The 14,268-nt window shown below is 66.6% G+C and carries 13 protein-coding genes and 2 tRNA genes; 3 read left to right on the top strand and 12 right to left on the bottom strand.

Annotation, left to right across the window (positions count from 1 at the left end):
- The first annotated feature begins 28 nt into the window (after positions 1–28).
- Together I596_RS09230 and selD are read left to right on the top strand one after the other, a co-directional pair.
- Positions 29–124: transfer RNA gene (locus I596_RS09230), tRNA-Sec, on the top strand.
- 162 nt (positions 125–286) lie between these two features.
- Complete coding sequence (gene selD, locus I596_RS09225; RefSeq protein ID WP_067646803.1) at positions 287–1,342, top strand: selenide, water dikinase SelD; 1,056 nt, start codon at positions 287–289, stop codon at positions 1,340–1,342.
- A gap of 16 nt (positions 1,343–1,358) precedes the next feature.
- Here the strand turns inward: selD and I596_RS09220 are convergent, their stop codons facing one another.
- Both I596_RS09220 and I596_RS18470 read right to left on the bottom strand, forming a co-directional pair.
- Positions 1,359–2,450, bottom strand: coding sequence for a calcium:cation antiporter (locus I596_RS09220; protein ID WP_067646800.1), 1,092 nt, complete (start codon positions 2,448–2,450; stop codon positions 1,359–1,361).
- Between the two features lie 313 nt (positions 2,451–2,763).
- A complete protein-coding gene (locus I596_RS18470; protein ID WP_150132092.1) occupies positions 2,764–3,279 on the bottom strand; it encodes a methionyl-tRNA formyltransferase-like protein in 516 nt (171 codons plus the stop codon).
- Between the two features lie 590 nt (positions 3,280–3,869).
- On the opposite strand from I596_RS18470, the gene I596_RS09215 reads away from it, so the two are divergent.
- Positions 3,870–4,235, top strand: a complete 366-nt coding sequence (locus tag I596_RS09215) for a hypothetical protein (protein WP_067646797.1) — start codon at positions 3,870–3,872, stop codon at positions 4,233–4,235.
- Between the two features lie 79 nt (positions 4,236–4,314).
- Here the strand turns inward: I596_RS09215 and I596_RS09210 are convergent, their stop codons facing one another.
- The 10 genes from I596_RS09210 to miaA all read right to left on the bottom strand — a co-directional run bounded on the left by I596_RS09210 (position 4,315) and on the right by miaA (position 14,264).
- Positions 4,315–4,743, bottom strand: a complete 429-nt coding sequence (locus I596_RS09210; protein ID WP_067646794.1) for an OsmC family protein — start codon at positions 4,741–4,743, stop codon at positions 4,315–4,317.
- A gap of 667 nt (positions 4,744–5,410) precedes the next feature.
- Positions 5,411–5,495 (bottom strand) — tRNA-Leu (locus I596_RS09205).
- 105 nt (positions 5,496–5,600) lie between these two features.
- Positions 5,601–7,718 carry a M13 family metallopeptidase gene (locus I596_RS09200; protein WP_067646792.1) on the bottom strand — a complete coding sequence of 706 codons (2,118 nt, stop codon included), beginning with the start codon at positions 7,716–7,718 and terminating at the stop codon, positions 5,601–5,603.
- 128 nt (positions 7,719–7,846) lie between these two features.
- Complete coding sequence (locus I596_RS09195) at positions 7,847–9,139, bottom strand: adenylosuccinate synthase (RefSeq protein WP_067646789.1); 1,293 nt, start codon at positions 9,137–9,139, stop codon at positions 7,847–7,849.
- A gap of 163 nt (positions 9,140–9,302) precedes the next feature.
- Complete coding sequence (locus I596_RS09190; RefSeq protein WP_067646786.1) at positions 9,303–9,491, bottom strand: DUF2065 domain-containing protein; 189 nt, start codon at positions 9,489–9,491, stop codon at positions 9,303–9,305.
- A gap of 5 nt (positions 9,492–9,496) precedes the next feature.
- Positions 9,497–10,357 carry a protease modulator HflC gene (hflC, locus tag I596_RS09185; protein WP_067646783.1) on the bottom strand — a complete coding sequence of 287 codons (861 nt, stop codon included), beginning with the start codon at positions 10,355–10,357 and terminating at the stop codon, positions 9,497–9,499.
- A 1-nt stretch (position 10,358) separates the two neighbouring features.
- Positions 10,359–11,471 carry an FtsH protease activity modulator HflK gene (gene hflK, locus I596_RS09180; RefSeq protein WP_067646779.1) on the bottom strand — a complete coding sequence of 371 codons (1,113 nt, stop codon included), beginning with the start codon at positions 11,469–11,471 and terminating at the stop codon, positions 10,359–10,361.
- Between the two features lie 99 nt (positions 11,472–11,570).
- On the bottom strand, positions 11,571–12,908 hold the full coding sequence (gene hflX, locus I596_RS09175) for a ribosome rescue GTPase HflX (protein WP_067646777.1): 1,338 nt from the start codon (positions 12,906–12,908) through the stop codon (positions 11,571–11,573).
- A 20-nt stretch (positions 12,909–12,928) separates the two neighbouring features.
- Positions 12,929–13,189 (bottom strand): RNA chaperone Hfq, encoded by a 261-nt coding sequence (gene hfq, locus I596_RS09170; protein WP_067646774.1) that lies wholly within the window; start codon positions 13,187–13,189, stop codon positions 12,929–12,931.
- A 127-nt stretch (positions 13,190–13,316) separates the two neighbouring features.
- The gene (miaA, locus tag I596_RS09165) at positions 13,317–14,264 is read right to left on the bottom strand and encodes a tRNA (adenosine(37)-N6)-dimethylallyltransferase MiaA (protein WP_067646771.1); all 948 of its coding nucleotides are present in this window, start codon (positions 14,262–14,264) and stop codon (positions 13,317–13,319) included.
- Between the last annotated feature and the right edge of the window lie 4 nt (positions 14,265–14,268).

The raw sequence follows: 14,268 nt of genomic DNA, 5'->3' as shown, positions 1-14,268 counted from the left end.
AGCGTCGCGCGTCGTGCTTCAGGGATCCGGAAGGCATGCGCATCCGGTGATGCGGCCGGGCTTCAAACCCGGTAGGGGGCGTCGATCGCTCCCTGGTAGGTTCGACTCCTGCTGCCTTCCGCCAGGTATTTTTGCGATCGTCCTTGATCGCCGCTTCGCGGACCCTTGAGTCGGATTGGTGACTGTCAGTTTCGATGAGTCTAGAAGCGGCCATCCGTGGCCGCACTTTTCACGAACATCAGACTTCGTTGCAACTACGATGCATCTTGGTTAGAGCATCTGGGTCATGAGCACGATTGACACAACGCCACCACGGTTGACCTCGCTGTCGCACGGCGGTGGCTGCGGCTGCAAGATCTCGCCGGGCGTGCTGGCCGAGCTGCTGCACGACCTTCCTGCCGCCGCTGCGTTCGCCGATCTCCTGGTCGGGCGCGAGACCTCGGACGATGCGGCGGTCTACCGCCTCAACGACGAACAGGCGGTCGTCGCGACCACGGATTTCTTCATGCCGATCGTCGACGACCCGTTCGACTTCGGCCGCATCGCCGCGACCAATGCGCTTTCGGACCTCTACGCGATGGGCGCCCGCCCGTTGTTCGCGCTGGCGATCGTCGGCATGCCCGTGAACGTGCTGCCGCGGGCGACGATCCGCGAAATCCTGCGTGGCGGCGAGGCGACATGCGCGCAGGCCGGCATACCGATCGCAGGCGGCCACAGCATCGATTCGGTCGAGCCGATCTACGGCCTGGCGGCGATAGGGCTGGCGCATCCGCAGCGGATCGCGCGCAATGCCGCGGCAGCCGACGGTGACGTGCTGGTGCTCGGCAAGCCGCTCGGCGTCGGCATCCATTCGGCGGCATTCAAGAAAGGGGTACTCGACGATGCGGCGTACCGGCGGCTGATCGAGACGACGACGCGGCTCAATACGCCCGGTATCGCGCTGGCGCAGCTCGACGGCGTCCATGCGATGACCGACGTGACCGGCTTCGGCCTGCTGGGCCATCTGCTGGAGATCTGTCGCGGCAGTGGCCTGGGCGTGCGGATCGAGGCGGCCCGGGTTCCGCTGATGCCCCAGGCCCGGGCGCTGGCCGGGACCGGCACCGTGACCGGCGCTTCGGCGCGCAACTGGCAGGCGTACGGCCGGCAGGTGGACCTTGCATCGACGCTTTCACCGGAGGACCCGGCTCTCCTGACCGATCCCCAGACCAGCGGCGGCCTGCTGGTCGCCTGCGCGCCTGGTGCGGCCGCATCGGTGCTGGCGCTGTTCGACCAGGCCGGCTTCGGCGACGCGGCGATCATCGGCCGGATGATCGCCGGGCCACCCCGGGTGAGCGTCGTCTAGGCCACTGCGCCAGCCGTCACGGCACGAAGCTCAGGAACAGGTAGGCGGCGAAGATCACCAGGTGGACCACGCCGGGCAGCACCGTCGTACGGCCGGTCCTCAGCGAGATCGAGACGACGAACAGCGACAGCACCAGCAAGAGGGTCGACTTGGTGTCCAGGCCCAGCGCGAGCGGCCAGCCCATGACCACCGCGAGCACCGCGACGACGGGTACGGTCAGGCCGATGCTGGCGATCGCCGAGCCGATGGCCAGGTTGAGGCTGGTCTGGAGCCGGTTGGCGTGCGCGGCCCGGATCGCGGCGACGCTCTCGGGCAGCAGCACGATGGCCGCGATCAGGATGCCGATGGTCGAGGCCGGGGCATCCACGGCATTGAGCGCGGCCTCGATCGAGGGCGAGATCCCCTTGGCACTCAGCACCACGGCGACCAAGGCCAGCAACAGCAGTCCGAGGCTGGCCAGGGCTTCCGGGTTGGTCGGCTGCGCAGCATGCTGGTGCGGGTCCTTCTCGCCCTCGTCGGCCGGCAGGAAGTAGTCCCGGTGGCGGATGGTCTGGAAGAACGTAAACGCGGCGAACAGCACCAGGGTCGCTATGGCCACGAAGACCAGCTGGCTGCTGGTGTAGACCGGCCCGGGGGCGCTCGTGGAGTAGTTCGGCACGATCAGCGTGAACACCACGATGACCGTCAGGGCGCCCAGGGCGGCATTGATGCCGTCGAGCTTGAAGCCCTGAACGTGATGCTTGCGGCCGCCGACCAGCAGGCTGGCGCCGATGATGCCGTTGAGGATGATCATCACCGCGGCAAAGACGGTGTCGCGCGCCAGCCCGGACGTGCTTTCGCCGCCGGACAGCATCATCGAGACGATCAGCGCGACTTCGATGACGGTGACCGCCAGCGCCAGCACGAGGGTGCCGAACGGTTCGCCGACGCGGTGCGCGATCACTTCCGCATGGTGCACCGAGGCAATGACGCTGCCGACGAGCCCGAGCACCAGCAGCGCAAGGATGCCGGGAAGACCAGGCGCAGCCCAGGACAGTCCGAGAATGGCGATCCCGAGAGGGGGAATCATCACCGTCCACAACGGGTTGTGCTTGATCTGCTGGCTCATATCGCTCCTGGATGACGGGACTGGAAGCCGCCGCGCCGTGCGCGGCAGTCAGGAATCATAGCCGGCATCGGCGGCTCGATCAGGGCAGGCACGCGGGCCGGCCACCGCATGGCGCCCGCAGCTGCGCTCGAATATTCCGAGCGCTGTCGGTGCTTTCCGCCGTGGGCGAGGCCGGGCCTTGCATCCGGGCCCCGGATCGGTGATGTCGCGCCGCGGCTCATATGAGGGAGGGATGCGCAGGGGCGGCCCGGCCTTGGTGTACATCTAATTTGACATAATATACATATGCGTACTTTCGAGTCAGGCTGCTGACTCAGATCAACCTAAATGCTACTTGGCCCTGAACTGGATGCACCCAGAGTTCTAGCCTACCTTGATCGCGGTCTCCTACTACTTTGTGAAACTGCCCCAGCGCTTTATCTGGCTGTAGACCGTAAATCAGCATGATGCCGCGTTTGTAACCGAACTTGCGCGTGAAACGATCCAGCGTCGCTACGTCCTTTCGTACGCCAGCGAGCTTCACGCCGGGCGGTTTGATCTCCATTACGGCGAAGTTTTGGTGAAAGCCAGGCTGATGCACCAAGAAGTCCGGCTTGGGCGCCCGAGCCCCTTCATGGCGGAAATACTGGTGCGAGCGCTTGTCCACTTCTCCGCTCAGCCGCCACGGATTCTCCAATGCTACTGGCCACCGTTGTCGGAGCTGGTGGTATAGCTCGTAGCAATAGACGCGTTCTCGAAACACCGAATCTTTTACGACTATGGGCAGCAGGAAATATTCCGGCCCAATTGCGGCTGTTGCTTCAACGAAATGGCGATCGAAGTCTTTCACCCTCACCTCCACAAGATGCAACAGCTTTGCAGTGTCTGTTGACTATCCGCCGGGGCTAAACGAACGCGACAGATTCTCCTCCAACTTCCGCCTGCCCTGACCTTGTCGATCGACTACTTAGAGGCAGGCGCCGTGGATCCAAGAGCGTTGGCGATGCAACAAGTAGCGAGTATCAAAAGTCGGGGGAACGCTGACGTCATGTCTATGCTCCCGAACTTTGAACGTGTCCGCTTTCACCTCGGCCGGTTGGATGTGGTGCACCGTCAGTCGTTCACAAATGTACTGTTGAGCTCGGCCCGCTAGCTGTTCGGAGGAACAGATGCTTTTGCTGCTGGTTTCGGAACAACGCTTCTCAGAAACCACGAAGTATTAATGCGAACAGGTGCAGAAAACGGCGAAGCGTGATGCAAAAGGCGTTCGGAACAATGCTTCAGAGTGCTGACAAACCGCATGCTCCCCTCATGCGCAAGCACCGTGTTGACCACCAGGTCCTGTCCGCTATAGCTTCGTGTCAGGGACGGATGACCCGGGGGAACGGCGTGAGGATCACGTGGCGTGGGTTTGCATTGTTCGCGGCTTGGTTCGCAGCAATGGCGCTCATAGGCACGTGGGCCGTCAAGCGCTATCTCGTACCAGGCTCGACCGTGCGCACGGTCGACCACATCGAGCTGCCGGCGATCGCTCCAGCCTCCGCGAAGCCGATCCCGCCGCGTATCAGCGCGAGAACCGTGCGCGCCGGCATCGCGGAGGTACAGCGGTCGATCGACGCCCCACGGCTCCCGCAAGGCGTGTCGCAACCTGACTTCACGATCGATGCCGCCCGGAAAGCCAAGGTGAAATGCATCGATGGCTGGCTCTACGCGGTGCGCACCATCGACGGCGTGCACCATATCGAACTGGCCACACGGCAGAACAAGGCCATACCTTGCACATATACGGGCAATGGCGAGCCGTAGATACCTGATTTTTCGATAAAAGAAGGCCCGCAATCGCGGGCCTTCTTCGTCCTGCCATGGGTGTCCCGAACGCTCTGGCTCAGCTAAGCGTGGCCTGCAGCGTGATCTCGGTGTCGAGCACGCGCGAGACCGGGCAATTGGCCTTGGCGTCGGCCGCGATTTCCTGGAACTGGGCGTCGGCCAAGCCCGGCACGACGGCTTCGAGCGTCAGGGCCACGGCCGAGATCACGAAGCCGGTCGCGTCCTGCTCCAGTGTGACCACCGCCTTCGTCTGCAGGCTTTCGGCGGTGAAGCCGGCCTTGTTGAGTGCCAATGACAAGGCCATCGTGAAGCAGCCGGCGTGGGCCGCGCCGATCAGCTCTTCGGGATTGGTGCCGGCGACGCCCTCGAACCGGCTGGCGAAGCCGTAGGGATACTCCTTGAGCGCGCCGCTCTGGGTCGAGATCGCCCCGCGACCGTCCTTGAGCCCGCCGCGCCACTGGGCCGATCCGCTGCGTTGAATCTTCATCGGGTTTCTCCTCTGGGATGCATGGTTGAACAACGAGCCTGCGAACGGAGCCTGCGACCACAGCGTGGCCGGCGCAGGCATCGGTAGACGATACGCCGTCCGGTCGTTCGTTGGTGTGGCATGAGCGCGTCTTATTCAACCGATGCCGCGGCCGCGGGGCAAATCATGCCGCACTGTGGTGTGCTTCACGGGATGTCGGAGTAGCGAAACGGCGCTTGGGTTCGGTTCAGCCGTGCTGATGGAGACTAGCCCTGCGTCGGTAACGGAGTCTCCTTCCCCCTGAGGTACTCCCCCGTTCGCGCCGCGCGAGAGCGCCGCCATCAAGGACTGATCGGATCGCCAGGAATGGCCAGAACCATCTACGGCCCCGGCATTGCCGGGGCCGCTTTCTTTTTGGGCCTGCTGCGCCCCGGTCGATCTCGAGTGGAGCGTCCGGGCGTCCGCTCTGCACTGCGACTTGCAGACTTGGCCACCTCAACGCCGCTAGTGGCCTGCCGGCCTACGTACGAGCCCTGCCCTGCGCGAAAGCCGGCTCTGCCGATTCCGGCGGGACTGCGCGCCATTGCCTTCTTCGAAGTCGAAGGTGCTGCCCTGGGTCCAGACGCAAAAAACCCCGCAAGTGCGGGGTTTTTTGTGCCGTCGACTTTGCCGACGTCCGTATTCGAGATGGTGCCCAGGAGAGGACTCGAACCTCCACGGTTTTACCCGCTAGTACCTGAAACTAGTGCGTCTACCAATTCCGCCACCTGGGCATCCGGTCGGCATGGCCAACCGGGGCGCGAACAATACGGTTCACGTACGCGATTGTCAACGGAGAAGGCCGCATCCCGGAGAATTGATCCGGGATGCGCCGCCCTTCACCAGATCACCACCCGCACGTCGTCGGGACGCACCATCGCATCGCCGGCCTTGCAGTCGAACGCGGCGGCGAACGTCGGCAGGTTCGACGGCGCGCCGATCGCGCGGAAGTTGGCCGGCGCATGCGAGTCGGTGGTCAGGCGCACCTTGAGTTCGGCCGGCGTGAAATTGCGGCGCCAGACCGTGGCCCAGTTGAAGAAGAAGCGCTGGTCCTGCGTGAACCCGTCGATCTTCGGATCGGAGAAGCCCTCGCCCTGCGCGCGCTTCATCGCGTCGTAAGCCACGGAGAGGCCACCCAGGTCGGCGATGTTCTCACCCATCGTCAGCTTGCCGTTGACGTGGATGCCGTCGATCGACTCGTAGGCGTCGAATTGCGCGCCGAGCTTGGCGGTGCGCTGCTCGAAGCCGGCGCGGTCGGCGTCGGTCCACCAGTTGTCGAAATTGCCCTTGGCGTCGAACTTGCTGCCCTGGTCGTCGTAGCCGTGGATCATTTCATGGCCGATCACGGCGACGATGCCGCCGTAGTTCAATGCGTCGTCGGCCTTCGGATCGAAGAACGGCGGCTGCAGGATGCCCGCCGGGAAGACGATCTCGTTGCGGGTCGAGTTGTAGTAGGCGTTGACCGTCTGCGGCGACATGAACCACTCGGCGCGGTCGACCGGCTTGCCGATCTTCGAGAAGCGGTAGCGTGCATTGAAGGCGGTCGCCGCCAGCACGTTGCCGGCATAGCTGTCGCGCGAGAAGCTCAGCCCGGTCCAGTCGCGCCACTTGTCCGGATAGCCGATCTTCGGCGTGAAGCTGGCCCACTTCTCCAGTGCCTTGACCTTGGTCTGGTCGCCCATCCACGTCAGGTTCTCGAGGCGATGTTTGAGCGCCGTGCTGAGATTGCCGACCAGCTGCTCCATCTTCGTCTTCGACTCGGGTGGGAACGCCACCTTCACGTACAACTGGCCGAGCGCCTCGCCGATCGAGCCGTTGAGCGTGTTGAGCACGCGCTTCCAGCGCGGCTGCTGCTCGGCCTGGCCGCGCAATGCCTGGCTGTAGAACGCGAAGTTCTGGTCGGCGAGCGCGTCGCCGAGATACGGCGCCGCGCTGTCGATCTCGTGGAAGCGCAGATAGGCCTGCCAGGTCTCCACCGGGGTGTCGGCCAGCATCGTGTTGACCTCGGTGAAGAAGCCCTGCATCGCCAGCGAGAACATCGAGGGCTTTTCCACGCCGACCGCGTCGAAGAGCGCGGTCCACGAGAAGTTCGGCGTCAGCGCGTCGGCCTGCTCCAGCGTCGTCGGCTGATACCGCTTGGCCGGGTCGCGCAGTTCCACGCGCGGCAGGGACGCCTTGGCCAGCCGCGTCTCCAGCGCCAGGACAGCGTCGGCCTGGGTGGCGGCGGCAGCGGCGTCGATGCCGGCGAGCGTCAGGGTCTTCTTCACGTGATCCACGAAGGCCGTGCGTGCCTTCTGGTAGTCCTCGCGGTCTTCCAGGTAGTACGCCCGCTCCGGCAGGGACAGTCCGCCCTGCCCTGCATAGGCGATCACCATTTCCGAATTCTTGTAGTCGGCGTTGCCGCCGAAGCTGAAGAGCATGCCGCGTCCCTGGGCATAGGCTTCGCGCACGTAGGCGGTGACGGCGGCGGGCGTGTCGATCGCGGCGATCTTGTCGAGCAACGGCTGGATCGGCGCGATGCCGGCGGAGTTGATCGCCTCGGCGTTCAGCCCGGCGGCGTAGAAGTCACCGACCAGCTTCTCCACGCCGTTGGCGTCGGCGCGCGCGAGCGCGGCATCGGCGATCTGCTGCTGCAGTTCCAGCGAGCGTTCGGACAGGGCCTCGAAGCTGCCCCAGGTGGTGCGATCCGAAGGCACCGGGTTGGCGGCCAGCCAGGTGCCGTTGACGTAGGCATTGAGGTCGGTGCACGCCGACGTCGAGGCATCCAGGTCGCTCGGCTTGAACGCGATGACGGGCGTCTTCAGCGTCGCCAGGTCGATCGCCGGTGTCGCGGCGGCGGCAGGTTTCGGTGCCTCGGCCGGGGCGGCGGGTGCGGGCGTTTCGGCCTTCTGGCAGGCCGCCAGTACCGTGCCGATCGAGACGGCCAGCACCAGGGGTTTGACGATACGCGGGTTCATAGACGGCTCCGGAAAGGCAAACCGTCAATGTAGGCTATCGCGGCGGGGTGCGGATAGCTCGAAAGTCATGGTACCCGCGGCGGGCGGAACCAGGGGACGGTGCCTGGCGGCACCGTCCCCTGTGCGTTCTAGCCGAACGGATCGCGCAGGACGATGGTGTCGTCGCGATCGGCCCCGGTGGCGACCAGGGCGAGATGGCAGCCGGACAATTCCTCGACCGCCCGCAGGTAGGCGCGCGCGGCGGCGGGCAGCTTGTTCCAGTCACGCACGCCGGAGGTGGGCTCTTCCCAGCCCGGGAATTCCAGATAGACCGGCTTGCACTCGGCCCAGCCGTCGGCGTCGAGCGGCGCCAGTTCGCGGCGCTTGCCGCGGTACTCGTAGGCGATGCAGACCTTGATGCTGGGGAGGCCGTCGAGCACGTCGAGCTTGGTGATCGCCAGGCCGTTGATCGCGTTGATCTGCGTGGCGCGCTTCAGCGCGACCAGGTCGATCCAGCCGCAGCGGCGCGGCCGTCCGGTGCTGGCACCGAACTCGTTGCCGCGCTTGCGCAGCATCTCGCCCATCTCGTCGTTGAGTTCGGTCGGGAACGGCCCGCCACCGACGCGTGTCGCGTAGGCCTTGCAGATGCCCAGGACGTAGTCGATGTCGCAGGCGCCGACGCCGGTACCCGCCAGCGCGCCGCCGACCGTGGTGTTGGACGAGGTCACGTACGGATAGGTGCCGTGGTCGATGTCGAGCAAGGCCCCTTGCGCGCCCTCGAACAGGATGTTGTCGCCGTTGCGCCGTGCGTCGTACAGCAGGGTGGACACGTCGTCGATCATCGGCCGCAGGTACTCGGCGAAGGCCAGCGCATCGTCGAGCACCTGTGCGAAATCGACGGCATCGGCCTTGAGCCAATGGGTCAGGACGAAGTTGTGGTAGTCGACCGCCGCGCGCACCTTCTCGGGCAGTTCGGACGGGTACATCAGGTCGGCGACCCGGATGCTGCGCCGGGCGACCTTGTCCTCGTAGGCCGGGCCGATGCCACGGCCGGTGGTGCCGATGGCCTTGGCGCCGGACGCCTTCTCGCGCGCCTGATCGACGGCGATGTGGTACGGCATGATCAGCGGCGTGGCCGGGCTGATCTTCAGGCGCGATCGCACTTCCACGCCCTGCTCTTCCAGCTCGGCGATCTCGCTCTTGAGCGCGGCGGGCGACAGCACGACGCCGTTGCCGATCAGGCACTGGACGCCTTCCCGCAGGATGCCGGACGGGATCAGGTGAAGAACCGTCTTCTTGCCGCCGATCACCAGCGTGTGACCGGCGTTGTGGCCGCCCTGGAAGCGCGCCACGGCGCTGACCCGCTCGGTCAGCAGGTCGACGATCTTGCCTTTGCCCTCGTCGCCCCACTGCGCACCCAGAATGACTACCGACTTACCCATGTTGGTTCTCGCTTCATTGTCATGCCCCACCGTGGGGCGACGTCGGCGACCCAGGCAGCGATATCGCCGCGGGCCACGCGTTCGCATCGGTTGATCCGGTCGCCCGCAGGCAGAGGCCAGCATACGCCTGCCGGCCGGCCGAATCCTTTTCAGTTTTGCGACATCAGGCCAGCCACCGTAGCGCGACGAGGCCGATGACCACCATCGCCGCGCCGATCATGCGCAGGCTCCGTTCGTCGAGGCCGCGGACCTGCTCCACCATCCGCTTCCAGGCACCCGGCGCGGCGAACAGGAACAGACCCTCGATCACCAGCACGAGGCATAGCGCCGCCGACAGCGTCGTGCCGGTCACCGGACCTACTTGCTGTTCTTGAGATAGCGCAGGAACTCGGACTCCGGATCGAGCAGCAGCACGCCCTTGCCGTCCTTGAACGACTCGCGGTAGGCGTCCAGGCTGCGGTAGAACGCATAGAACTCCGGATCGCCGCCGTAGGCCGATGCGTAGATCTTGGCGGCCTGGCCATCGCCTTCACCGCGGGTCTTCTGCGCGTCGCGGTACGCTTCGGCCTTGATGACCTGCATCTCGCGGCGGGCCTCGGCGCGGATGCGCTCGGCGGCTTCCTCGCCCTCGGCGCGCAGCGAGTCGGCCACCTGCTTGCGCTCCGATCGCATGCGCTCGTAGACCGAGCGCAGCACGGCGCTCTCTTCCGGCAGGTCCACGCGCTTGATGCGCACGTCGATGATCTCGACGCCGAAGTTCTGCGACGCCCGGTTGGCGCCGAGCACCAGGCCGGCGGTCATGTCCGAACGCGCGCTGGCGACCACCTGCTGCAGTGTGCGCGAGTTGATCGCGGTACGCATGCCTTCCTTGACGATCGGTCCCAGGCGCTGCTGGGCGCGTTGTTCGTCGCCGGCCATCGCGATGTAGTACTTGGCCGCGTCGACGATGCGCCACTTGACGACGAAGTCGACGTTGACGTCCTTCTTTTCCGACGTCAGGTAGCGCTCGGGTGCCGAATCCAGCGTCAGCACGCGCTTGTCGAAGCGGCGAACCTGCTGGATCAGCGGCAGCTTGAAGTGCAGGCCCGGCTGGTAGCCGGACTTGACGATGCGTCCGAACTGCAGCAGCAGCGCGGTCTGCGCTTCGCTGACGACGAAGGTGGAGCTGGCGCCGACGAGCACCAGCAGGGCGACGAGGATGGTTGCCATCGAACGCATGTCAGCGCCCTCCCTTGTTGGACGGGGTCGGGGCCATCACCGAGGGCACCGGATCGGGCACGGGCTGCGGCGAGGACGCGGCACCGGGCGCCGGCAGGTAGAAGACGTTCTTGCCGCCGCTGAAGTCGATGACCTTGTTGCTCTCGCCGACGACCTGCTGGAGCGTCTCGATGTACAGGCGCCGCCGCGTGACTTCCGGCGCGGCGCGGTATTCGTCCGCGATCAGGCGGAAACGATCGGCGTCGCCTTGCGCCTTGGCGACGCGCTCGGCCTTGTAGCCGGCGGCCTCGGCCAGGATGCGGGCCGCTTCACCGCGTGCTTCCGGCACCAGGCGCTTGGCGTCGGCGTCGGCCAGGTTGCTGGAGCGCTGGCGGTCTTCGCGTGCGCTGATCGCATCGTCGAACGCGTCCTTGACCTCTTGCGGGGGGCGCACGTTCTGGAAGTTCAGCTCGGTGACCTCCAGGCCGGTTTCATAGCGATCCAGCGTCTGCTGCAGGATGCGCTTGACCTGGCTGGCCAGCTCGGCGCTCGGGTTGGCCGGTACCGGCTCGCCTTCGACCTCGACCACCTGGTCGGGCATGATCGAGTTGAGGTTGCTCGAGCCGATCACCTCGCGGACCGCGCTTTCGGCGGCCTGCTTGAGCGTCTCGTCGGGGCGGTCGACGTTGAACAGGTAGCGGCGCGCGTCGGCCACTTCGTACTGGACGTTGAACTCGGCCTGCACGATGTTCTCGTCGCGGGTCAGCATGCGCACCTGGTCGGAGATCGAGCGGATCGTCGCGTCGACCTTCTCCACCGACTCGATGGGACGCGGCCACTTGAGGTTGAGGCCGGGCATCATCGGCCGCGAGTATTCGCCGAAGCGCAGCACGGCGCCGTGCTGGCGCGCGTCGATGAGCGCCCAGGAATCGAACAGCGTCCAGGCGATCAGCACGCCGAGGATCGCGATGCCGAAACCGCCGCCGCCACTGCCGCCGCCGGTCAGGCGCGAGAAGAAGTCACGGATCCTGCGGAAGAACGCGTCCAGGTCCGGCGGCGTTCCGCCACCGCCACCACTGCCGCCGCCGTCACGCCACGGATCGCGTTTCCCGCTACCGGGTTCGTTCCAAGCCATTGATTGCTTACCTCGTTGCCTTGATCGGCCAGCGCCCGATGCGCGGCCGTCGATGAATCCGATTCGGGGAAGGCAACCGGCGGTATCGCGGGGAGGCGATCAGTGCGCAGTTGCCTGGGGATTGTAGGTTTCGACCTCGGCAGGGGCAAGCAAGCGCTCGCGCAGCCAGTGGCCGTCGCCGTCGGACAGGCCGAACAGCGGTTCGACCAGGGCGCGCGGGGCGTCGATCTCGATCCGCCAGCCGGTGTCCTCGGCCGCTTCGGCGGCGACCAGCCCTTGTGCGTGCAGCCGCGCGCGCAGGCGGCCGGCGGCGGCGGGAACGTGCAGTACGGCCTGGACCCGCTCGGCGGCCAGCCGCCTGGCGATCGCCTCGCGCAGCGGCTCCAGGCCACGTCCGTCGCGTGCCGATACCCAGACCCGCGGCGGCGATTCCGGGTCGCCGGTGTCGAGGCGGGCCTCCACGCCTTCGAGCTGATCGATCTTGTTGTAGACCAGCACCTGCGGCACGTCGCCGGCGCCGATCTCGGCCAGCACGGCCTCGACATCGACGACCCGCTGGTCCCGCTCCGGGTCGGCGACGTCGATCACGTGCAGCAGCAGGTCCGCTTCGCGCGCCTCGGCCAGCGTGGAGCGGAAGGCGGCGACCAGGTCGTGCGGCAGGTCGCGGATGAAGCCGACGGTATCGGCCAGCACCGCCGGCCCGCTCTGGAGCCCCGAAAGGCGCCGCAGGGTCGGATCCAGCGTGGCGAAGAGCTGGTCCGCGGCGTAGACGCCGGCACCGGTCAGCGCGTTGAACAGGGTCGACTTGCCGGCATTGGTGTAGCCGACCAGGGCGACCACCGGCAACGCGTTGCGCAGCCGCGCACGGCGTGCCTGCGCACGCTGGGTGGCGACCTTGTCGAGGCGCTTCTGCAACTGCTTCATCCGTTCGCCCAGCAGGCGCCGGTCGAGCTCGAGCTGGGTCTCACCCGGCCCGCGCAGCCCGATCGCACCGCCACGCTGGCGTTCCAGATGCGTCCAGCCGCGCACCAGCCGCGTGGACATGTGCTTGAGCTGGGCCAGCTCCACTTGCAGCTTGCCCTCGTGGGAGCGGGCCCGCTGGGCGAAGATGTCGAGGATCAGGCCGGTGCGGTCGACCACGCGGCACGCGGTCAGCTTTTCCAGGTTGCGCTCCTGGACCGGGCTGAGTGCATGGTTGACCAGGATCAGGTCGGCGCCGAGCGCGTCGCGCTGGGCCTTGAGCTCGTCGGCCTTGCCGGTGCCGACGAAGTAGCGCGGATTGGGCCGCTCGACGCGCGCGCTGAGGCTGCCGACGACACTGGCACCGGCCGAGCGCGCCAGTTCGGCAAACTCGTCGAGCAGCACCGGATCGCTCCGGCCCGGCGCCTGCGGCTGGAGCAGCAGCGCCCGCTCGCCTTTTCTGGATCGTTCGAACAGTGCGGCCTACCTGCGCTCGGTCAGTCGGAATCGGCGACTTCGGCCGTTCCGGACGGGCCCTCGGGCCCGGAAATGCGCACGTTGCGCGTGGGCACCACGGTGGAGATCGCGTGCTTGTAGACCATCTGGCTCACCGTATTGCGCAGCAATACGACGAACTGGTCGAAGGACTCGATCGTTCCCTGCAGCTTGATGCCGTTGACCAGATAGATCGACACCGGCACGCGCTCGCGCCGTAGCGCATTGAGGAACGGGTCCTGCAATGACTGCCCCTTTGACATGTTTTCATTCTCCTGATCGCGCAACCCGAGCCGGACAAAACAGGCACCCGGCGCAAACCACGCCCGGTATGGCCCCGGCTCAATGGCGCTATCTTAGGCAAACGGGGGCCAAGTTCCAACGTCCGTCTCACATCCTGCGGGTGCCGAGGAAGCCCGTCAGTGCCTGCACCACGCGTTCCCGGACGTCGGCCCGCTCCGGATCCAGCCAGCGCGCGTCCAGCTCGCTGCGCAGCCAGGTGATCTGGCGCTTGGCCAGCTGGCGCGTCGCGAAGATCGCGCGTTCGCGCATCGTCGGTGCATCGCTCAGCCCGTCCAGGTACTCCCAGGCCTGCCGGTAGCCGACCGCCCGCATCGCCGTCGAATCGGCGGTCAGGTCGCCCCGTGCACGCAGGTGGCGCACCTCGTCCAGAAAACCGGCCTCCAGCATCGCGTCGAAGCGTTCGGCGATGCGGGCGTGCAGTACCGGGCGCTCGGGCACCAGGGCCAGTTTCAGCACGCGCCATGGCAGCCGTTCGCGCAGCCCGCCCTGCTGGGCCGACAACGGGCGCCCGGACAGCTCGATGACTTCCAGCGCACGCTGGATGCGCTGCGGATCGGTGGCCCGGATGCGCGCCGCCGCGGCCGGATCGCGTTCGGCCAGGCGCGCATGCAGGGCAGGCCAGCCTACCCGTTCGGCCTCCGCGGCCAGCCGCGCACGCACGGCCGGATCGGCTTCGGGCAGGTCCGACAGGCCGCGCTGCAAGGCATGGAAATACAGCATCGTGCCGCCGACCAGCAGCGGCACCCTGCCCGCCTCGGCCAGCGCGTCCATCGCCGCCCGCGCATCGTTGCGGAACTCGGCGGCCGAATAGGCCTGCGAGGGTTCGCGGATGTCGATCAGCCGATGCGGGTACCGGCGCTGGCTGGCCGCATCGGGCTTGGCCGCCCCGATGTCGAGCCCGCGGTAGACCAGGGCCGAGTCGACGCTGACCAGGCCGACCGGAAACCGGTCGGCCAGCATGCAGGCCAGCGCCGTCTTGCCCGAGGCCGTCGGCCCCATCAGGAAGATCGCGGCGGGTCGGGTATCGATCGGCACCGGG

The organism is Dokdonella koreensis DS-123 (genome assembly GCF_001632775.1).
Classification (GTDB): Bacteria; Pseudomonadota; Gammaproteobacteria; order Xanthomonadales; family Rhodanobacteraceae; genus Dokdonella; species Dokdonella koreensis.
Note: the sequence above shows the minus strand (reverse complement) of the source record. Positions and strands in the feature narration are given on the sequence as shown.